This is a genomic window from Pseudomonas sp. NBRC 111138 (assembly GCF_001320835.1).
Lineage (GTDB): Bacteria > Pseudomonadota > Gammaproteobacteria > Pseudomonadales > Pseudomonadaceae > Aquipseudomonas > Aquipseudomonas paracarnis.
In genome coordinates this window covers 22,615-40,539 of record NZ_BCBO01000031.1, presented here as the reverse complement: position 1 = coordinate 40,539, position 17,925 = coordinate 22,615, and the positions used below count along the sequence as shown (strand labels likewise).

12 protein-coding genes are annotated in these 17,925 nt (G+C 59.6%); 3 read left to right on the top strand and 9 right to left on the bottom strand.

What is annotated here, in order from left to right; genetic code table 11:
- Positions 1-56 precede the first annotated feature (56 nt).
- The 3 genes from rpsO to APH41_RS05910 all read left to right on the top strand — a co-directional run bounded on the left by rpsO (position 57) and on the right by APH41_RS05910 (position 3,542).
- Positions 57-326: a 30S ribosomal protein S15 gene (gene rpsO, locus APH41_RS05920; protein ID WP_003177875.1), complete on the top strand. Its 270-nt coding sequence runs from the start codon at positions 57-59 to the stop codon at positions 324-326.
- Between the two features lie 195 nt (positions 327-521).
- Entirely contained in the window at positions 522-2,627 is a 2,106-nt protein-coding gene (gene pnp / locus APH41_RS05915; protein WP_003194180.1) for a polyribonucleotide nucleotidyltransferase, read from the top strand.
- Positions 2,628-2,921: 294 nt separating this feature from the next.
- Positions 2,922-3,542 (top strand): BON domain-containing protein, encoded by a 621-nt coding sequence (locus APH41_RS05910; RefSeq protein WP_054898021.1) that lies wholly within the window; start codon positions 2,922-2,924, stop codon positions 3,540-3,542.
- A 284-nt stretch (positions 3,543-3,826) separates the two neighbouring features.
- Here the strand turns inward: APH41_RS05910 and APH41_RS05905 are convergent, their stop codons facing one another.
- From APH41_RS05905 to APH41_RS05865, 9 genes are all read right to left on the bottom strand, one after another.
- The gene (locus APH41_RS05905; protein ID WP_054917974.1) at positions 3,827-6,748 is read right to left on the bottom strand and encodes a DUF748 domain-containing protein; all 2,922 of its coding nucleotides are present in this window, start codon (positions 6,746-6,748) and stop codon (positions 3,827-3,829) included.
- 88 nt (positions 6,749-6,836) lie between these two features.
- A complete protein-coding gene (locus APH41_RS05900; protein ID WP_054917971.1) occupies positions 6,837-7,853 on the bottom strand; it encodes a class I SAM-dependent rRNA methyltransferase in 1,017 nt (338 codons plus the stop codon).
- A gap of 92 nt (positions 7,854-7,945) precedes the next feature.
- On the bottom strand, positions 7,946-9,883 hold the full coding sequence (acs, locus tag APH41_RS05895) for an acetate--CoA ligase (protein WP_054917969.1): 1,938 nt from the start codon (positions 9,881-9,883) through the stop codon (positions 7,946-7,948).
- A 105-nt stretch (positions 9,884-9,988) separates the two neighbouring features.
- Complete coding sequence (gene pgi, locus APH41_RS05890) at positions 9,989-11,653, bottom strand: glucose-6-phosphate isomerase (RefSeq protein WP_054917966.1); 1,665 nt, start codon at positions 11,651-11,653, stop codon at positions 9,989-9,991.
- Positions 11,654-11,877: 224 nt separating this feature from the next.
- Positions 11,878-12,729, bottom strand: coding sequence for a pantoate--beta-alanine ligase (panC, locus tag APH41_RS05885; protein WP_014719945.1), 852 nt, complete (start codon positions 12,727-12,729; stop codon positions 11,878-11,880).
- The gene (gene panB, locus APH41_RS05880; RefSeq protein WP_034127012.1) at positions 12,726-13,526 is read right to left on the bottom strand and encodes a 3-methyl-2-oxobutanoate hydroxymethyltransferase; all 801 of its coding nucleotides are present in this window, start codon (positions 13,524-13,526) and stop codon (positions 12,726-12,728) included. The genes panC and panB overlap by 4 nt, the downstream gene beginning before the upstream one ends.
- Before the next feature lie 362 nt (positions 13,527-13,888).
- Positions 13,889-14,374: a 2-amino-4-hydroxy-6-hydroxymethyldihydropteridine diphosphokinase gene (gene folK / locus APH41_RS05875; RefSeq protein WP_054917964.1), complete on the bottom strand. Its 486-nt coding sequence runs from the start codon at positions 14,372-14,374 to the stop codon at positions 13,889-13,891.
- A gap of 2 nt (positions 14,375-14,376) precedes the next feature.
- A complete protein-coding gene (locus APH41_RS05870; protein WP_003194157.1) occupies positions 14,377-15,780 on the bottom strand; it encodes a polynucleotide adenylyltransferase PcnB in 1,404 nt (467 codons plus the stop codon).
- A 695-nt stretch (positions 15,781-16,475) separates the two neighbouring features.
- The gene (locus APH41_RS05865) at positions 16,476-17,912 is read right to left on the bottom strand and encodes a sigma-54 dependent transcriptional regulator (RefSeq protein ID WP_054917962.1); all 1,437 of its coding nucleotides are present in this window, start codon (positions 17,910-17,912) and stop codon (positions 16,476-16,478) included.
- Between the last annotated feature and the right edge of the window lie 13 nt (positions 17,913-17,925).

The following is a 17,925-nucleotide window of genomic DNA, read 5'->3' as shown; positions in this document are numbered from 1 at the left end:
GTCCCTGGCCTGTTGAAACTGCCCTTTGGGTGGTTTCCTGAAAAAAGGATTGCCTCATGGCTCTCGACGTTCAAGAAAAAGCACAAATCGTAGCTGACTATCAGCAAGCTGTTGGTGACACTGGTTCGCCAGAAGTGCAAGTTGCACTGCTGACCCACAACATCAACAAACTGCAAGGTCACTTCAAGGCCAACGGTAAAGACCACCACTCCCGTCGTGGTCTGATCCGCATGGTAAACCAGCGCCGTAAGCTGCTGGACTACCTGAAAGGCAAGGATCTGGGTCGTTATCAGACTCTGATCGGTCGCCTGGGTCTGCGTCGCTAATAAGCGATTGCGCTAGAGGTTGGTTGTCTGCCGCGTGTCATCGGGATTCCCGGTGGCCCGTGGTAGGCTCCCAGCCTCAAGTTTTATCTGGATACACGTTTTACCCTGGACGAGCGTCGGGCCGATTCCCGGCATTGCCCAAGAATTTCGCAAGAAGACAAGTTCCCCCAAGAGCCACAAAGAAGGTAGGACACCGTGAACCCGGTTATCAAAAAATTCCAGTTCGGTCAGTCGACCGTTACCCTCGAGACAGGCCGTATCGCCCGTCAAGCCTCCGGCGCAGTGCTGGTTACCGTTGACGACGACGTGACCGTACTGGTGACCGTTGTTGGCGCCAAGACCGCTGACCCGAGCAAGGGCTTCTTCCCTCTGTCCGTTCACTACCAGGAAAAGACTTACGCTGCCGGTAAGATCCCTGGCGGTTTCTTCAAGCGCGAAGGCCGTCCTTCCGAGAAAGAAACCCTGACTTCCCGACTGATCGACCGTCCGATCCGTCCGCTGTTCCCAGAAGGCTTCATGAACGAAGTGCAGGTTGTCTGCACCGTCGTTTCCACCAGCAAGAAGACCGATCCGGACATCGCTGCGATGATCGGTACCTCGGCTGCCCTGGCCATCTCCGGTATTCCTTTCGATGGCCCGATCGGCGCTGCCCGCGTTGCGTTCCACGAAAGCACCGGCTACCTGTTGAACCCGACTTACGAGCAACAGAAAGCCTCGAGCCTGGACATGGTCGTTGCCGGTACGTCCGAAGCCGTATTGATGGTTGAATCGGAAGCCAAAGAGCTGACCGAAGACCAGATGCTGGGTGCCGTACTGTTTGCTCACGACGAGTTCCAGGTTGTGATCAACGCGGTTAAAGAATTGGCTGCCGAAGCTGCCAAGCCGACCTGGACCTGGGCTGCTGCCCCGGAAGCCACCGAATTGCTGGGCGCTATCCGCTCCGAGTTCGGCGCTGCCATCTCCGACGCCTACACCATCACCGTCAAGGCCGACCGTTATGCTCGCCTGGGTGAGCTGAAGGACCAGGTCGTGGCCAAGCTGTCCGGTGAAGAAGGCCAGCCTTCCTCCAGCGAAGTCAAAGCTGCTTTCGGTGAGATCGAATACCGCACCGTTCGCGAAAACATCGTTAACGGCAAGCCACGTATCGACGGTCGCGACACCCGCACCGTGCGTCCGCTGAACATCGAAGTCGGCGTTCTGCCGAAAACTCACGGTTCGGCGCTGTTCACCCGTGGCGAAACCCAGGCCTTGGTCGTTGCGACCCTGGGTACTGCCCGTGACGCACAACTGCTGGACACCCTGGAAGGCGAGAAAAAAGACCCCTTCATGCTGCACTACAACTTCCCTCCGTTCTCGGTGGGCGAGTGTGGTCGTATGGGCGGTGCAGGTCGTCGCGAAATCGGTCACGGCCGTCTGGCCCGTCGTTCGGTTCAGGCCATGCTGCCTGCCGCTGACGTGTTCCCGTACACCATCCGTGTTGTATCGGAAATCACCGAGTCCAACGGTTCCAGCTCCATGGCTTCGGTCTGCGGTGCTTCCCTGGCTCTGATGGACGCCGGTGTGCCAATGAAGGCACCGGTTGCCGGTATCGCCATGGGCCTGGTTAAAGAAGGCGAGAAGTTCGCCATCCTGACCGACATCCTGGGTGACGAAGACCACCTGGGCGACATGGACTTCAAAGTAGCCGGTACCGCCAAAGGTGTGACCGCGCTGCAGATGGACATCAAGATCAAAGGCATCACCGAAGAGATCATGGAAATCGCCCTGGGCCAAGCCCTGGAAGCGCGCCTGAACATCCTCGGCCAGATGAACCAGATCATTGGTCAGTCCCGCACCGAACTGTCGGAAAATGCTCCGACCATGATCGCGATGAAAATCGACACCGACAAAATCCGTGATGTCATCGGTAAAGGCGGCGCGACCATCCGTGCGATCTGTGAAGAAACCAAGGCTTCGATCGACATCGAAGACGACGGTTCGATCAAGATCTTCGGCGAAACCAAGGAAGCGGCTGAAGCAGCACGCCAGCGCGTCTTGGGTATCACCGCTGAGGCCGAGATCGGCAAGATCTACGTTGGTAAGGTTGAGCGCATCGTCGACTTCGGCGCGTTCGTCAACATCCTCCCGGGCAAAGACGGTCTGGTTCACATCTCCATGCTGAGCGATGCTCGTGTTGAGAAAGTGACCGACATTCTGAAAGAAGGCCAGGAAGTGGAAGTGCTGGTACTGGACGTGGACAACCGCGGCCGTATCAAGCTGTCCATCAAGGACGTAGCAGCAGCCAAGGCTTCGGGCGTTTAATCACCCGCAGGCTTCACGCTGAAAAAAGGACTCCTCGGAGTCCTTTTTTTATGGGCGCGAGAAAATGAAGCAGAATCAGCTGTTTAGCGTCGCCCAAAAGCCGCAACTTGCATGCAGGCACGACGGGCTTCATGCAAGTTGCACGATTTCGAAAATTCATAGATTTCATAACTCGTTGTTTATTAAGGAATTTAATCCGTTCGGCGAGTTGGCACACTGCCTGCAATATCCCTGGTAGCGCTGCAGCATGAAGGTTTACGCCTGCAGACTTTTAATAAAACAGGAGTTACTCGTATGAAGAAGTTCGCTCTCGCTACTGCTACCGCTCTGACCCTGGCCATGGGTGCTAACGTAGCCTTTGCTCAGACTTCCCAAGCCCCTATGACTTTGGCGGCGGGTGAAGCGACCAAGGCTAAGGAAAGCGTTTCGGATACTTGGATCACCACTAAAGTCAAAGCTGACCTGCTGACCGAAAAAGGCATTCCAGGTTCGGACATCAAGGTTGAGACCAACAAAGGTGTGGTTTCCCTGTCCTCCGACGTAGCTATCTCGGATTCGCAGAAAGAAATGGCTGTAGGGATCACCAAGAAAATCAAAGGTGTGACTGCTGTTTCTGCTGACGGCCTGCTGGCTGGCGGCGCTACCAAAGCTGACGGCATCGACAAAACCAAAGGCGCTGCCCACGACGCTAAAGAGACCACCAGCGATACCTGGATCACTACCAAAGTGAAGGCTGACTTGGTAACTGAAAAAGGCATTCCTGGCACCGACATCAAGGTTGAAACCAACAAAGGTGTTGTATCCCTGTCGTCGCCTACCGCTGTGACCGCTTCGCAGAAAGAAACGGCTGTAGCGATCACCAAGAAAATCAAAGGCGTTAAAGCTGTATCGGCCGACGGCCTGAAAGCAGAGTAACGCTGACGTTTCGTTTGAACTGAATAGCGGCGGCTTAGGGTGAGTTAGATATCCACCTGACGCACCTCTGGAGTTCATGCGACCGGCCACACGGATGTGGTCATTACAGGCCCCGGCACTTGTGTCGGGGCCTGTTCTATTTCAGGCTGAAACAGAATGATCAGGCCAAAAAAATGTGGGAGCTGGCTTGCCTGCGATGCTGGCACCTCGGTCATTCAGTTGCACCGAGGTGATGCTATCGCAGGCAAGCCAGCTCCCACATTAGGATGGGCGGTGCTTAGAAGTTACTCAGCGTCCAGGTGCATTGGAGTGATCACTCGGCCATCTTTCTCGGCCTGCCCCAGCTGCGCATCGATGAAGTACACGCGGTCATCTTCCAACTGGCCCTTTTCCACCAGGTAATCCTTGATCGTGCTGGCTCGGTCCTGCCCCAACTGGCGCAGTAGCACGTCACTGCCACTCCAGAACTTGATCACACCGTCCTTGAGCTTCGCCGAGCGCTCATCGCTGCCCAGGTCTTTCCATTCGGCCGGGGGTTGCTGTTTGAGGCGGGTGCGGTAGATGCCTTCCAGCAATGGTGCTTTTTCCTTCTCCGGTACCTCAAGCAACGAGGCCTGGGCTGGCACTTTGTCGCCACGGCGCTGGAGGATCTTGTAATAGTTGTATTGGTATTCACGTTCCAGTCGCTGTGCGGCCAGGAACGGCCCGTCGCTGCTGGCGGCGGCTGTGCCTTCAATTTCCAGGCGCAGGGCAGGGCGCTCTTTCAGCGCCTTGGCCAGGGTGTTCAGAGCGCCTTCGGTGTCTTTGTTCAGTTCACTGGAGCCAGCGGCGAACGACACATTGCCCAAGTCTTCAGAGCCGCCACCAGTGACCAGCCCGCCAATGAACTTGAAGGGCGCGGTTGCCGCGCGCACCACTAGGTTGCGCAGGGTTTGCCACACAATCGGCATCACGCTGAATTGCGGGTTGTTCAGGTCGCCGCTTACCGGCAGTTCGATGGAGATCTTGCCGTCGGAGTCCTTGAGCAGGGCGACGGCCAGGCGAATCGGTAAGTCGACGGCATCAGAGCTGTCGACTTTTTCACCCAACTGCAGTTGCTCGACCACCACTTTGTTTTCAGCCTTCAATTGGCCTTTGGTGATCACGTAGTGCAGATCGAGATTCAGGCGGCCCTTGCGGATGCGGAAGCCTGCGAATTTACCTGAGTAAGGCGTCAGGTTGGTGAGCTCGACACGCTTGAAGCTGGTGGCGATGTCCAGCGCGGCCATCGGATCAAACGGGTTCACGCTGCCTTTGATCGTCACTGGCGCGTAACGGTCCACCTTGCCCTTGATATCGACGCTGGCCGGTTTGGCCTGGCGACTGTCGATGGTGCCAATCTGGCCGTTGAGCTGTTGAATCGCGGTGGCAAAGTTGGGGGTGAGGCTGAAGTCGGCAAAGTTGGCCGAACCGTCGTTGATCGCGATCTGCCCGATATGAATGCCCAGGGGCTTGTCGTTACTAGCGGCAGGTTTGGCTGCCGACTTGCTGCCGCTGTCGGCCGGCTGCGGAATCAGCAGGTCGTCGATGTTAGTGGTGCGATCTTCGTTGATCATGAAGCGCGCATACGGCTGCAACAGGTTGACCTTGTCGATCGACAGGCTTTGGCCGTGCTGGTAGTTCACGCCCTCTAGCACCAGGCGCTGCCACTTGAGGAAGTCGCGGGTCTTCAGGGTGTCCAGGGTATGCAACTGGTCAACCTGGGCGCGGCCGGTGACCTGAAGGGCCAGTGGCTCGGTGCTTTTGAGGTTTACGTCCAGGTTGCTGCCGAGCATGCCGCTGCGCAATTCCAGGCGAATAAACGGGCTGATATAGGCCTGGGCGACCCGCAGGTCGATGTCCTGGGTGTTCACTTTCAGCTTGGCGCTGACCGGGTTGAGGTTAACTTCGCCGGTTGCCTGGATCTTGCCTTGCTTGCCCAGGCCGGTGTCGACCTTCAAGGCGAAGGGGCTCTGGTTGAGGCTGTCGAAGTTCTGTACGTCGACATTCAACGGGCCCAGTTCCAGCGCGACTGCAGGTTTAGCCTGGCGGTCGGCCAGGTGCACCTGATAGTTACGCAGTTGCACGTCCTTGAGCAGCACTTGCCACGGCTTGCTCGGGACCGCCGGTTGCGCCGACGGCGCGTCGGCAGCGGTTGGTTCCGGAGTCTTGGCCGGTTTGCTCGGTTGGCTGGCGAACAGCTTCTGCCAATCCAGTTGACCATCGGCCTCACGGGCGGCCCAGGTTTCCAGCTTGTTGCTGCGGATCTTGCCGACAATGACCTGCTGCTTGGCCAGGTCTACCGTGGTTTCGCTGACGTCCAGGCGTTCCAGGCGTGCCAGTGGCCGGCCATCGGGAGCCTTTATAGCAAAGGGGGCGATGCTGGCGGCGGTGTTGGTCAGGTTCAGCTCGGTTTCTTTGGCCAGGCTGAATTTGTAGTCAGTGCTGAAGTTGAGCACCCCGTCTTCCAGCACCAGTGGCAGGGCGTCACGTACATACGGCCACCAGGCTTTCATCTTGCCGTCGGTCACCTTCAAGGTGCCTTCGGAGGTGATCGGTACCAGGCTGAAGTTGCCTTTCCAGTCGATCTGGCCACCTTCGGGGCCGGCGGCGACCAGCGTCATGTCGGCATTGTCGTCAGGCAAGGTGCTGAGGTTTTTCAGCTCGAAGTCGAGTTCGTCGTAGAGGAATTCGATGGGCTCGCTGGGGCGCAGGTCCTGGAAGTGCAGGTTACCGCCCGCCAGCTTGATGCTGTCGATACGCAGTGGGAACGGCTTGGCATCGGGATCGTCCGGGGTTGGCTCGCTCGGTGGCAGTTTGAACAACTGCGCCAGGTTCAGTTGGCCGGACTTGTCGAACAGCAGTTCGGTCTTGGGCTTGTCCAGTTGCACATCGGCCAGGTGCAGGGCGCGGGTCCAGAGGCTGTCGATCTGCAGGTTGGCGTAGAGGCGTTCGAAACCTACTTGCTCTTTGCCTGGCTCACCGATCTTCAGGCCCCACAGCGTCAGTTCCAGGCTGAAGGGGTTGAGTTCGATGCGCTCGATTCGCGACGGCACCGTGGCGTAATTGGCCAACTGTTGGTTGGCAATGCGAAGGGCGATGCCGGGTAATATCAGAAAGCCCAGCAAGCTGTACAAAGCAAGGGCGGTCAACAAGGCGCCTACGGCGCGGATCAATCCTTTGGGCATGGGTGAACGCCATCTATGTCGAACGAGAGTGCCTTGGAGTATGGCACGGGAATTCGGTTCCGAAGAACCGTGGGCGCTGGGAAACTTCCTACAAATGCAGGATCAGCGTCTTCAGCGGAGGTTGTTGGTCTCTGGAGGGAAAGTCGGCTCCAGGTGTCATAACCTGCCATTCGCGCACCGGGCGCCCGGCTTTTTCTGCGCAGCGCAGCACCTGCTCACGCCAGTCTTCCATGCTGACCTTTGCCAGGTTGTTGCAGCAAATCAGCACGCCATTGTCGGCGGTGGCCAGCAGTGCGGGTTTGAACAGGCTTTGATAGTCGCGCAACAAATCGACCGTGCCGAAGGCGCTCTTGGCCCAGGCGGGAGGATCGAGCAGTACCAGGTCGTACTGGCGTTGCTCCAGGCGCGGATAGCTCGGCAGCTTCTGCCCGCGCCGCTGGGTGATGGGCAGGCCCGCCAGTTGGCGAATGGCCGGGAAGTAATCGGACTGTACAAATTCCATGCTCGGCAACTGCGGGTTGAGCTGGCCGTTTTCACGCCCCACTGCCAGGTTGCCCTCGGCAAAGTCCAGGTTGCACACCTCGCGTGCGCCGCCCGCTGCCGCGCTCAAACCTACACCGCAGGTATAGGCGAACAGGTTCAGCACGCTTTTGCCGGCGCTGTGGTCCTTGACCCAGCCCCGGGTGTTGCGCAGGTCGAGGAACAGCAGTGGGTCTTGCCCGGCGTGGCGCCCGCGCACACGGTAGTTGAGGCCCCACTCGTGGCCGACCAGGTCTTCCAAGGCGCCAGGCTCCGCACGGTACACCGTGTCTTCGCGGTCGATGCGCGAGTTGCCGCGGGCACGGTCGTTGTACACCAGCAACAATTCCAGGCCCATGTATTGGTTGATCAGTTGGTGCAGGTCCAGCAGGTCTGCCGTTTCCAGGGACTGGTGGAAGCTTTGTACCAGCAATTGCGGGCCGTAGCGGTCGATGGTCAAGCCGCCGGCGCCTTCCTGGCTGCCGTGAAACAGCCGATAGCAGTCCGTACCCTGGGCGTGCAGCGTGTTGATCAGGTCTTGGCGGTGATCGAGGGCGGCGCGCAGCGCCTGATTCAAGGGAGTCATGGAGCGCGCCTTGCTGGTAGATGAATAAGAAAAATGGGGCGCGAAGTTTAACAGCTAACCCCGGCCTGCACAGGCCGGGGATAATCCTGGCGCTATCGGTTGAGGCGTTTGTCGATCAAACCGTCCACCACGCTGGGGTCTGCCAGGGTCGAGGTGTCGCCCAGGCTGTCCAGTTCGTTACAGGCGATTTTGCGCAAGATGCGCCGCATGATCTTGCCGGAGCGGGTTTTCGGCAGGGCAGGGGCCCATTGGATCAATTCCGGTTTGGCGAAGCTGCCAATCTCCTTGCTGACCAATTCCAACAGGTGCTTTTTCAACGCGTCGCTGGGTTCGACGCCATTCATGGGGGTGACAAAAGCGTAGATACCCTGGCCCTTGACGTCGTGGGGGTAGCCCACCACGGCGGCTTCGGCGACCTGATCATGCAGCACCAGGGCGCTCTCCACTTCAGCGGTGCCGATGCGATGGCCCGAGACGTTGATCACATCGTCGATCCGCCCGGTGATCCAGTAGTCGCCGTCTTCATCGCGCCGTGCGCCATCCCCGGTGAAGTAGTAGCCGGGGTAGGGCTTGAAGTAGGTGTCGATCATGCGCTGCGGGTCGCCGTAGACGCTGCGAATCTGCCCCGGCCAGCTTGATTTGATGGCGAGTACACCGCTGCCGGCGCCGCTGATTTCCTTGCCCTGTTCATCAAGCAACACCGGTTGTACGCCGAACATGGGCTGTGTCGCGCAGCCCGGTTTGATGCGCTGGGCACTGACCAGCGGGCTGAGCATGATGCCGCCGGTTTCGGTCTGCCACCAGGTATCGACAATCGGGCAGCGCTGTTCGCCGACGGCGTTGAAATACCAGTCCCAGGCTTCCGGGTTGATCGGCTCACCTACGCTGCCCAGCAGGCGCAGGCTGGCGCGGGATGTACTCTGCAGCGGGCCGTGGCCTTCTCGCATCAGGGCGCGCAGGGCGGTGGGCGCGGTATAGAAAATATTCACCTGATGTTTATCGATGACCTGCCAGAAGCGCGAACTGTCCGGATAACTCGGCACGCCTTCGAACATCAGCGAGGTGGCGCCATTGGCCAGCGGGCCGTAGACGATATAGCTGTGGCCGGTGACCCAGCCCACGTCGGCGGTGCACCAGAACACTTCGCCTTCTTGGTAATCGAGCACGTACTTGAAGGTCATCGCCGCTTGCAGCAGGTAGCCAGCGGTGGTGTGCAACACGCCTTTGGGTTTGCCGGTGCTGCCGGAGGTATAGAGGATGAACAGCGGGTCTTCAGCGTCCATCGGCTCGGGTGGGCAGTTGTCGCTGGCGGTGTCCAGGGCAGCTTGGTACTTGAGGTCGCGGCCCTCGTGCCAATTCACGCTCGCCCCGGTGCGCTCCACCACCAGTACCGTGCTGACATTCGGGCAACTGGCCAGGGCTTTGTCGACATTCTGTTTCAACGCCACGGGCTTGCCACCGCGTACGCCCTCGTCGGCGGTGATCACGGTGCGGCAATCAGCGTCGAGGATGCGGTCGCGCAGGGCGTCAGGAGAGAAACCACCAAACACCACCGAGTGCACTGCGCCAATTCGCGTGCAGGCCAGCATGGCGAAGGCCGCCTCGGGGATCATCGGCATGTAGATGCAAACGCGATCACCTTTGTTCACGCCACGGCTTTTCAACACATTGGCCAGGCGGCTGACGTTTTGGTGCAGTTGACGGTAAGTAATCGTGCAGGATTTTGACGGATCGTCGCCTTCCCAGATGAAGGCCGGCTGATCGGCGCGTTGCGCCAGGTGCCGGTCAATGCAGTTGTAGCTGACGTTCAATTGACCGCCGGCAAACCATTGGGCGGCACCGGTGTGGATGTCTGACTGTTGGACGATGTGCCAAGGTTTTATCCAGTCGAGAAAGCCCTTGGCCTGTTCGGCCCAGAAGGTGTCTGGCTGGTCGATGGATTGGCGATAGAGGCGCTGGTAGTCCTCTTGACTGAGTTGCGCAGCCCGGCGGACGGCATCGGCGGTGGGAAAGGTGCTGATATCGAACATGAGCGCTCCTTATTCTTGTTTTTGCGACAAGTCATAAAGATGCACCCTGGGACGGGAGGGTTCAAGGCCAACGTCCAAACGCACGTTGACCTTGAATGAACGGCTTCAGCCGCGGTGACGACCGCGGAAGTAGTTGATCAGGCCCTGGGTCGACGCATCTTCGGCCAAGGTTTCTTCGGCGCCGGTCAGGCGGTTGTACACGCCTTTGCCCAGCTCCTTGCCCAGTTCAACGCCCCATTGGTCGAAGGCGTTGATGCCCCACACCACGCTCTGCACGAACACCTTGTGTTCATACATAGCCACCAGTGCGCCCAGGCGGCGCGGGCTGATGCGCTCGACCACCAGGGTGTTGCTCGGACGGTTACCCGGGATCACCTTGTGCGGTGCCAGCTTCTGTACTTCGGCTTCCGGCAGGCCCTTCTCACGCAGCTCGGTTTCGGCCTCGCTGCGGGTCTTACCGAGCATCAGCGCCTGGCTTTGGGACAGGCAGTTGGCGTACAGCCACTGGTGATGATCAGAGACCGGGTTGAAGCTGACGATCGGCACGATGAAGTCGGCCGGGATCAGTTGAGTCCCTTGGTGCAGCAACTGGTGGTAAGCGTGCTGGCCGTTGCAGCCTACGCCGCCCCAGATCACCGGGCCGGTATCGGTGGACACTGGCGTGCCGTCCTGGCGCACGCTCTTGCCATTGGATTCCATGTCCAACTGCTGCAAATGCTTGGTGATGTTACGCAGGTAATGGTCGTACGGCAGGATCGCATGGCTCTGCGCACCCCAGAAGTTGCCGTACCACACCCCCAGCAAGCCCAGCAGCACGGGCATGTTGGCTTCGAACGGCGCGTTCAGGAAGTGCTGGTCCATGGTGTAGGCACCCGACAGCAGTTCCTTGAAGTTGGACATGCCGATAGCCAGGGCAATTGGCAAGCCGATGGCAGACCACAGCGAGTAGCGCCCACCGACCCAGTCCCACATTGGGAAGATGTTTTCTTCGCGAATACCGAAAGCCACGGCCGCGGCATTGTTGCTCGAGACGGCGATGAAGTGGCGATACAGCTCGGCTTCCGAGCCCCCCTGGGCCAGGTACCAGGCGCGGGCGGCCTGGGCGTTTTTCAGGGTTTCCAGGGTGTTGAAGGATTTGGACGAGACGATAAACAGCGTGGTCTCGGCGCGCAGCTTCATGGTCAGTTCGTGGAACTCGCTGCCGTCGATGTTCGCCAGGTAGTGGCAACGCACACCTTTATGGGCGTAGGACAGCAAGGCCTCGGAGACCAGTTCCGGGCCGAGGAATGAGCCACCGATACCGATGTTCACCACGTCGGTGATCGGCTTCTCGGTGTAGCCGCGCCACAGGCCGTCGTGGATACGGCCGACCAGGTCAGTGATCTGGTTCAGCACCTTGTGCACGTCCGGCATGATGTTCACGCCGTTGACCGACAGCTTGTCGCCCACCGGGCGGCGCAGGGCGGTGTGCAGGGCAGGGCGGCCCTCGGAGGAGTTGACCGGTTCGCCAGCGTACTGCGCGTCGATCGCCGCCTTGAGATTGACTTCCTTGGCCAGGCCCACCAACAGGTCGCGGGTTTCGCTGGTGATCAGGTTTTTCGAGTAATCGAGGAAAAGTCCGCAGCTGCTCAAGGTGAACTGGGAAAAACGCTGAGGATCGGCATTGAACGCGTCGCGCATGCTGAAATCCTGCATGGCTTGGCGATGTTGAACAAGCGCTTGCCAGGCGGGCAGCGCGGTAACGTCATGAGGGGTGCGGTAGTACGCCATCGCTGCGGGTTTCCTTTTATTACGGGGACTGCCTTTAGGACACTTCAAAGCCCGGAACATCCAGTCTTATCGCAAGGATTGGGTTCCAGACAGCGCTAACCATAGCGCAGGGCAGTTACATTAAACCTAGCGTGTGGATATGTCTTGGCTTTGTCTGCGCTGTGGCCGGTACTTTTTTATACCGGCACAGCCGTCGGGGCAACAGGTTGAGGGTAAAGCGGGGGTCAGGCGAGGTTCAGGTGCAGGTTATCGATGAGGCGTGTTGCCCCCAGATAAGCGGCGACCAGGATCACCACATCACGATCTTCAGCCGTGGCCGGGCGCAGATGTACGCCTTGGCGCACTTCCAGGTAGTCCATGCGCAGCCCTGCGGCTTCAATCTGCTGAATGTGCTCGGCGCGAAGCCTGGCAAAATCATGATCGCCGCCCTGGATGGCCGTGGCGATCTGGCTGAGCGCGCGGTACAGCACTGGCGCGACCGCACGTTGCTCCTCGGTGAGGTAACCGTTGCGTGATGACAGCGCGAGGCCGTCCTCGGCGCGCACGGTAGGCTCGCCGATGATCTGGATCGGCATGTTCAGGTCGCGGACCATGGCGCGGATCACCGCCAACTGCTGGTAGTCCTTCTGGCCAAATACGGCCATGTCCGGCTGGACCATGTTGAACAGCTTGCTGACCACCGTGGCCACCCCTTCAAAGTGCCCTGGGCGGCTGGCGCCGCACAAGCCTTCGGACAGCTGAGGCACGCTGACGCGGGTCTGGCCGTTCATGCCATCGGGGTACATTTCCTCGACCGTGGGCGCGAACAGCAGGTTGCAGCCCGCCTGCAGGAGTTTTTCCTGGTCGGCGGCCAACGTGCGCGGGTATTTGTCCAGGTCTTCGCCAGCACCGAATTGCAGCGGGTTGACGAAAATGCTCGCCACCACGAAATCCGCTTGCTGCGCGGCCTTGGTCACCAGGGTGGCGTGGCCGCTGTGCAGGTTGCCCATGGTGGGTACAAAGCCGATGCGCTTGCCGGCGCTACGGGCGTGGGTTACGGCAGCCCGCAGTTCGCGGACGGTTTTAACGGTGTTCATGCCGAGAATCCGTGTTCAACGCCTGGGAACGTCACGTTTTTGACTTCGCTGACGTAGGCGCTCAGGGCGGCGTGGATGCTGTCCTGGCCAGCCATGAAGTTCTTCACGAACTTGGGCACGTGGCCGGTGATCGACAGGCCGAGCATGTCGTGCAGGACCAGCACCTGGCCGTCGGTGGCGGAACCGGCGCCAATCCCGATCACGGGCACTTTGACGGCCTGGGTGATTTCGGCAGCCAGTTCGCTAGGCACGCACTCCAGCAGAATCATCGCTGCACCGGCCTGTTCCAGGGCGATGGCATCGGCGCGCATCTGGCGGGCCTGGGCTTCATTGCGGCCCTGAACCTTGTAGCCACCGAGGATATTCACCGACTGCGGTGTCAGGCCCATGTGCGCGCACACTGGCACGCCGCGCTCGGCCAGCAGCCGGATCGACTCGGCCAGCCACACGGCTCCTTCGACTTTGATCATGTGCGCGCCGGCCTGCATCAGCTTTCCGGCGTTCAGGAAGGTTTGCTCAAGGGTGGCGTAACCCATGAACGGCAGGTCCGCGATGATAAAGGCGCCATCGTTGCCACGCTTGACGCTGGCGGTGTGGTAGGCGAGTTCATCGGTGGTCACAGGCAGCGTGCTGTCATTCCCTTGAAGAACCATGCCCAGGGAGTCGCCCACCAGCAGCACTTCGACGCCAGCCTGGCAGCTGGCGTGGGCGAAGGTGGCGTCATAGCAGGTCAGCATGGTGATTTTTTCACCTTTGAGCTTGAGGCTCTGCAAGGTGGTCAGGGTAATGTCTGGCATGAAAGGGTCCTCGTTCAGGCGCTTGGAAACAGCGAGTAACGCGCGTGAGTCTTCGTTTATACAGGCGCACTGTCTTGAAAGCAGTGCTTATAAGGCCTGGATTGCGCCCTGTCGCGCCGGGTTGGCGGCAGCGGGACGCCTATAGTCGTGAGGAGGACACGGGAAGTCAATTGGATGTGTTACCGCATTGTTACGATGGCGGTGTTACCGCTGTTACTGACGCGATTCAGCAAGTTGAGCACGGGTTTTGGCCGCACTGAATCCAATGTGGGAGCTGGCTTGCCTGCGATGGCATCACCTCGGTGTGGCTGATACACCGGGTCGCTTGCATCGCAGGCAAGTCAGCTCCCACATTGACCGGGTCATTCTTGAGGGAGGCGTTCCAGGCCGACGAACGGGCAGGCGGTGAGCAGGTCGCTCAAACGCTGGCCGTCAGGCAGCTGCAGGTCGGCTGGCGCCAACTCAGCCAACGGATACAGCACAAACGCGCGCAGATGCATCTGGTAGTGCGGCACCTTGAGGCGCGGCTCATCGATCAGGCGATCACCGAACAGCAGGATATCCAGGTCCAAGGTGCGCGGGCCCCAGCGTTCCAGGCGTTCGCGGCCCTGATCGTTTTCGATGGCTTGCAGCGCATCGAGCAGGTCCAATGGCGGCAGGTGACTGTCCAGCGCCGCAACGGCGTTGGTGTAGGGCGGCTGGCCGGGCAGCAGTGAATCGCTTTGATAGAAGGCGGACACACCGGCGAGCTGAGTGCCAGGCAATTGCGCCAGCGCCTCGATCGCGCTGCGCAATTGTTGCTCCGGGGCAGCCAGGTTGCTGCCCATGCCGATGTAGATACGTTCCACGTTTATTCGCCCGCAGCGCCCGAGGCATCGGCACTGCTGCGTTTACGCTTGGTGCCGCTGCGGCGACGCTTTTTCGGGCCTTCGCCGGCGCTATCACCTTTGCTGCCCAGTTCACGAATCATTTCGCGGCGCTGGCTGTCATTGGCGTCCTGATAATCGGTCCACCATTCGCCCAGGCCATCGGTCTGCTCGCCCGCGCTTTCGCGTAGCAGCAGGAAGTCGTAGCCGGCACGGAAGCGCGGGTTGTCCAGCAACAGATCGGCGCGCTTGCCGCTGCGGCGTGGCAGGCGCTCCTGCATGTCCCAGATTTCGCGGATCGGCATGGTGAAACGTTTGGGGATGGCGATGCGTTGGCACTGTTCGGCGATCAGCTCGTGAGCCGCTTCCTGCATGGCCGGGATCGGCGGCATGCCACGGTCCTGCAGGCGCAGTACGCGTTTGGGCAGGGCCGGCCACAACAAGGCGGCAAACAGGAACGCCGGGGTCACCGGTTTGTTCTGCTTGATGCGCAGGTCGGTGTTGATCAAGGCTTCGCTGATCAAGGTGTGGGTGTACGTCGGGTTGTACTCCAAGGCCTCGGCGCTGGCCGGGAACAGGGGGTCGAACAACTGCAGGTCCACCAGCATTTCAAAGGTGTCGGCGGCGTAGCCCGAAAGGAACAGCTTGAGCACTTCCTCAAACAGGCGTGCCGAGGGGATTTCCCGCAGCATCGGCGCCAGTTCGCGAATCGGCGCGGCGGTGTGTTTTTCGATGCCGAAGTTGAGCTTGGCGGCGAATCGCACGGCACGCAGCATGCGCACCGGGTCTTCCTGGTAGCGCTGCGTAGGATCGCCGATCAGCCGGATCAGGTTGTTGCGAATGTCGTGTACGCCGTTGGCGTAATCGAGGATGCGCTCGCTGACCGGGTCGTAATACAAGGCGTTGATGGTGAAGTCGCGACGTTGCGCGTCCTCTTCCAGGGTGCCATACACGTTATCGCGCAGGATGCGCCCGCTCTCGTTGCGGGAAGACTGGTTAGTGTCCTCCTCTTCATCGTTTTGCGGGTGACCGGCGCGGAACGTTGCGACCTCGATGATTTCGCGACCAAAGTGGATATGCACCAGCTTGAAGCGCCGGCCGATGATTCGTGCATTACGAAACTCGGCGCGCACTTGTTCAGGCGTGGCGCTGGTGGCGACGTCGAAATCCTTGGGCGTGATGTTGAGCAGCATGTCGCGTACGCAACCACCCACCAGGTAGGCCTGGTAGCCGGCGTTCTGCAAACGTTCGACGATGTTCACTGCATAACGGCTGAATTGAGCGCGCTGCAGCGAATGCTGGCTGCTATTGAGCACTTCAGGCGTGCTGCGTTTGTGTTGCGTTCGACGCAAGGGAGAACGGAATGACTGGAACAACTTCTTCAGCATGGGATGCACTGTTTGAAGGAATGTTCGGCCATAACGAAGAATGACCGCATGATGGGCGGGGATTCTAGCATTTAGTCAGGGGATGGTGTAGGAACAAGCTAAAGGCATTGCGCCATAAGCGTTTGAAGGTCAAATCCCGGAAACTACAAGGGGAGCCGAAGCTCCCCCAGAAGTAGTTGCGTGCTCTATTTTTATTATTGATGTCGGGCTTCTTGTTTTTGTTGATCGCCCTCGCCACGAAGCTTCCTTCATGACACTCCCAATCGGGAGCCAAGAGCAAACGGATTGCTTTGGTCGCTGTGTTGCTGATCTACGATCCAACCAGTTCAGGCTCTGCCTTAGGGCAGTTTTTGTTGTTCTCGGCCTGGTTGCGGGGCAAGCCCCAAATGCAACGCCTCTCCAAAAGAATCAGTTAGCTGCGCCTCCGCCGTGTTGTTTTTGTTATGCGTGAGTCGATTCGTCTTATTTTTATTGTCTTGTACAAAGCTTGTTATTGTTTTTGTACTAAGCATATAGCAGGGTGCGTGCCAACTTTTGCGCCGTCCAGCAAAACCGGGGGTTTGGGCTGGTTTCGCCAGATTGAGGGCCAAAAAAAAGCCGGGGCTTCGTTACCGTAAGCCCCGGCTTTTGTTACGTGAAAATTCAGCGGTAACAGTTTTTTCACATCAGCAGGTGTTACCTGTGGGGCTGCGCTCTCAGCTTTCGCTGGCCACCCCGGTCTTGCGCCGTGGAATGCCCAGGCGCTGACGCCGTTCCCACAAACACTTGCGACTTACACCCAGTTTGCGGGCCAGTTCGGTCTCGGTCATATGGTCCTGATGCTCGAGCACGAAGTGCTGGAAGTAGTCTTCCAGTGACAAATCTTCCGTCGGCTCATGGCTGGTATTGCTACCGCCGCCCTGCTGCGGGGCCAGGCCGATGAAGTCGTCGTCATCCAGGTCGCTGAGCTCGATGTCGATGCCCAGCAACTCGGCAGAAATCTCCGGGCTCTCCGACAGAATCACGGCGCGCTCGACGGCGTTCTCCAGCTCACGCACGTTCCCTGGCCACGAGTAGTGACGGATCGCCTGCTCGGCGTCCGCGGCAAACTTCAGGTCGGTGCGGTCAATGCGTGCGCCTTGACGCAACAGGAACGCGTTGGCGATTTCGTTGACGTCGGCGCCGCGCTCGCGCAGGGCCGGCAATTTGAGCGCGATGACATGCAGGCGGTAATACAAGTCCTCACGGAACTGGCCGATCTTGGCCAGGCTCTTCAGGTCTCGGTGTGTCGCCGCGATCAATCGAACATCGACCTTCTGCGATTGCACCGAACCCACGCGACGAATTTCGCCTTCCTGCAGCACGCGCAGCAAACGCGCTTGGGCTTCCAGGGGCAGCTCGCCAATTTCATCAAGGAACAAGGTGCCGCCGTCCGCGGCCTCCACCAGGCCCGCACGCCCGGCGCTGGCGCCAGTGAACGCACCTTTCTCGTGGCCGAACAGCTCGGACTCGATCAGGGATTCGGGGATCGCCGCGCAGTTCACCGAGATCATCGGCGCCTTGGCGCGCTTGGACAGGTTGTGCAGGGCGCGGGCCACCAGCTCTTTGCCGGTGCCCGACTCGCCCTGGATCAATACATTGGAGTCGGTTGGCGCCACCTTGCGGATCTTGCTGTACAAGTCCTGCATCGGAGGGCAGGAGCCGATGATGCCGATCTCGCCATTGCTGTTGTTGGCGCCTGGTTTTTCGGCGCCGCTGGTCTTGCCGGTGGGGCGTGGCTCGGCAGGCGCAATGCTGGCCGACACACGGTCACGCAGGATGCGGGCCACGGCCTGGAGCATTTCGTCGTGATCGAAGGGCTTGGCGATGTAATCCACCGCGCCCATCTTCATCGAGTCCACCGCCGAGCGCAGGCTGGCGTAGCTGGTCATGATCAGCACCGGGGTGCCCTGGCCCAGCTTGATCAGCTCGGTGCCCGGGGCGCCTGGCAGGCGCAGGTCACTGACAATCAGGTCGAACGTGGGAATGCTGAATCGCTCTTGGGCTTCCTGCACCGAGCCGGCTTCGCTGACCTGGTACTGATTACGTTCAAGCAGGCGACGCAAGGCAGAGCGGATAATGGTTTCGTCTTCGACGATCAAAATGTGCGGCATTGATTCAATTCTC

Coding starts and splice junctions, on each gene's coding strand:
- rpsO (WP_003177875.1), top strand. CDS start 57: ATGGCTCTCGACGTTCAAGAAAAAGCACAAATCGTAGCTGACTATCAG.
- APH41_RS05910 (WP_054898021.1), top strand. CDS start 2,922: ATGAAGAAGTTCGCTCTCGCTACTGCTACCGCTCTGACCCTGGCCATG.
- APH41_RS05905 (WP_054917974.1), bottom strand. CDS start 6,748: ATGCCCAAAGGATTGATCCGCGCCGTAGGCGCCTTGTTGACCGCCCTT.
- APH41_RS05900 (WP_054917971.1), bottom strand. CDS start 7,853: ATGACTCCCTTGAATCAGGCGCTGCGCGCCGCCCTCGATCACCGCCAA.
- acs (WP_054917969.1), bottom strand. CDS start 9,883: ATGTTCGATATCAGCACCTTTCCCACCGCCGATGCCGTCCGCCGGGCT.
- pgi (WP_054917966.1), bottom strand. CDS start 11,653: ATGGCGTACTACCGCACCCCTCATGACGTTACCGCGCTGCCCGCCTGG.
- panC (WP_014719945.1), bottom strand. CDS start 12,729: ATGAACACCGTTAAAACCGTCCGCGAACTGCGGGCTGCCGTAACCCAC.
- panB (WP_034127012.1), bottom strand. CDS start 13,526: ATGCCAGACATTACCCTGACCACCTTGCAGAGCCTCAAGCTCAAAGGT.
- APH41_RS05870 (WP_003194157.1), bottom strand. CDS start 15,780: ATGCTGAAGAAGTTGTTCCAGTCATTCCGTTCTCCCTTGCGTCGAACG.
- APH41_RS05865 (WP_054917962.1), bottom strand. CDS start 17,912: ATGCCGCACATTTTGATCGTCGAAGACGAAACCATTATCCGCTCTGCC.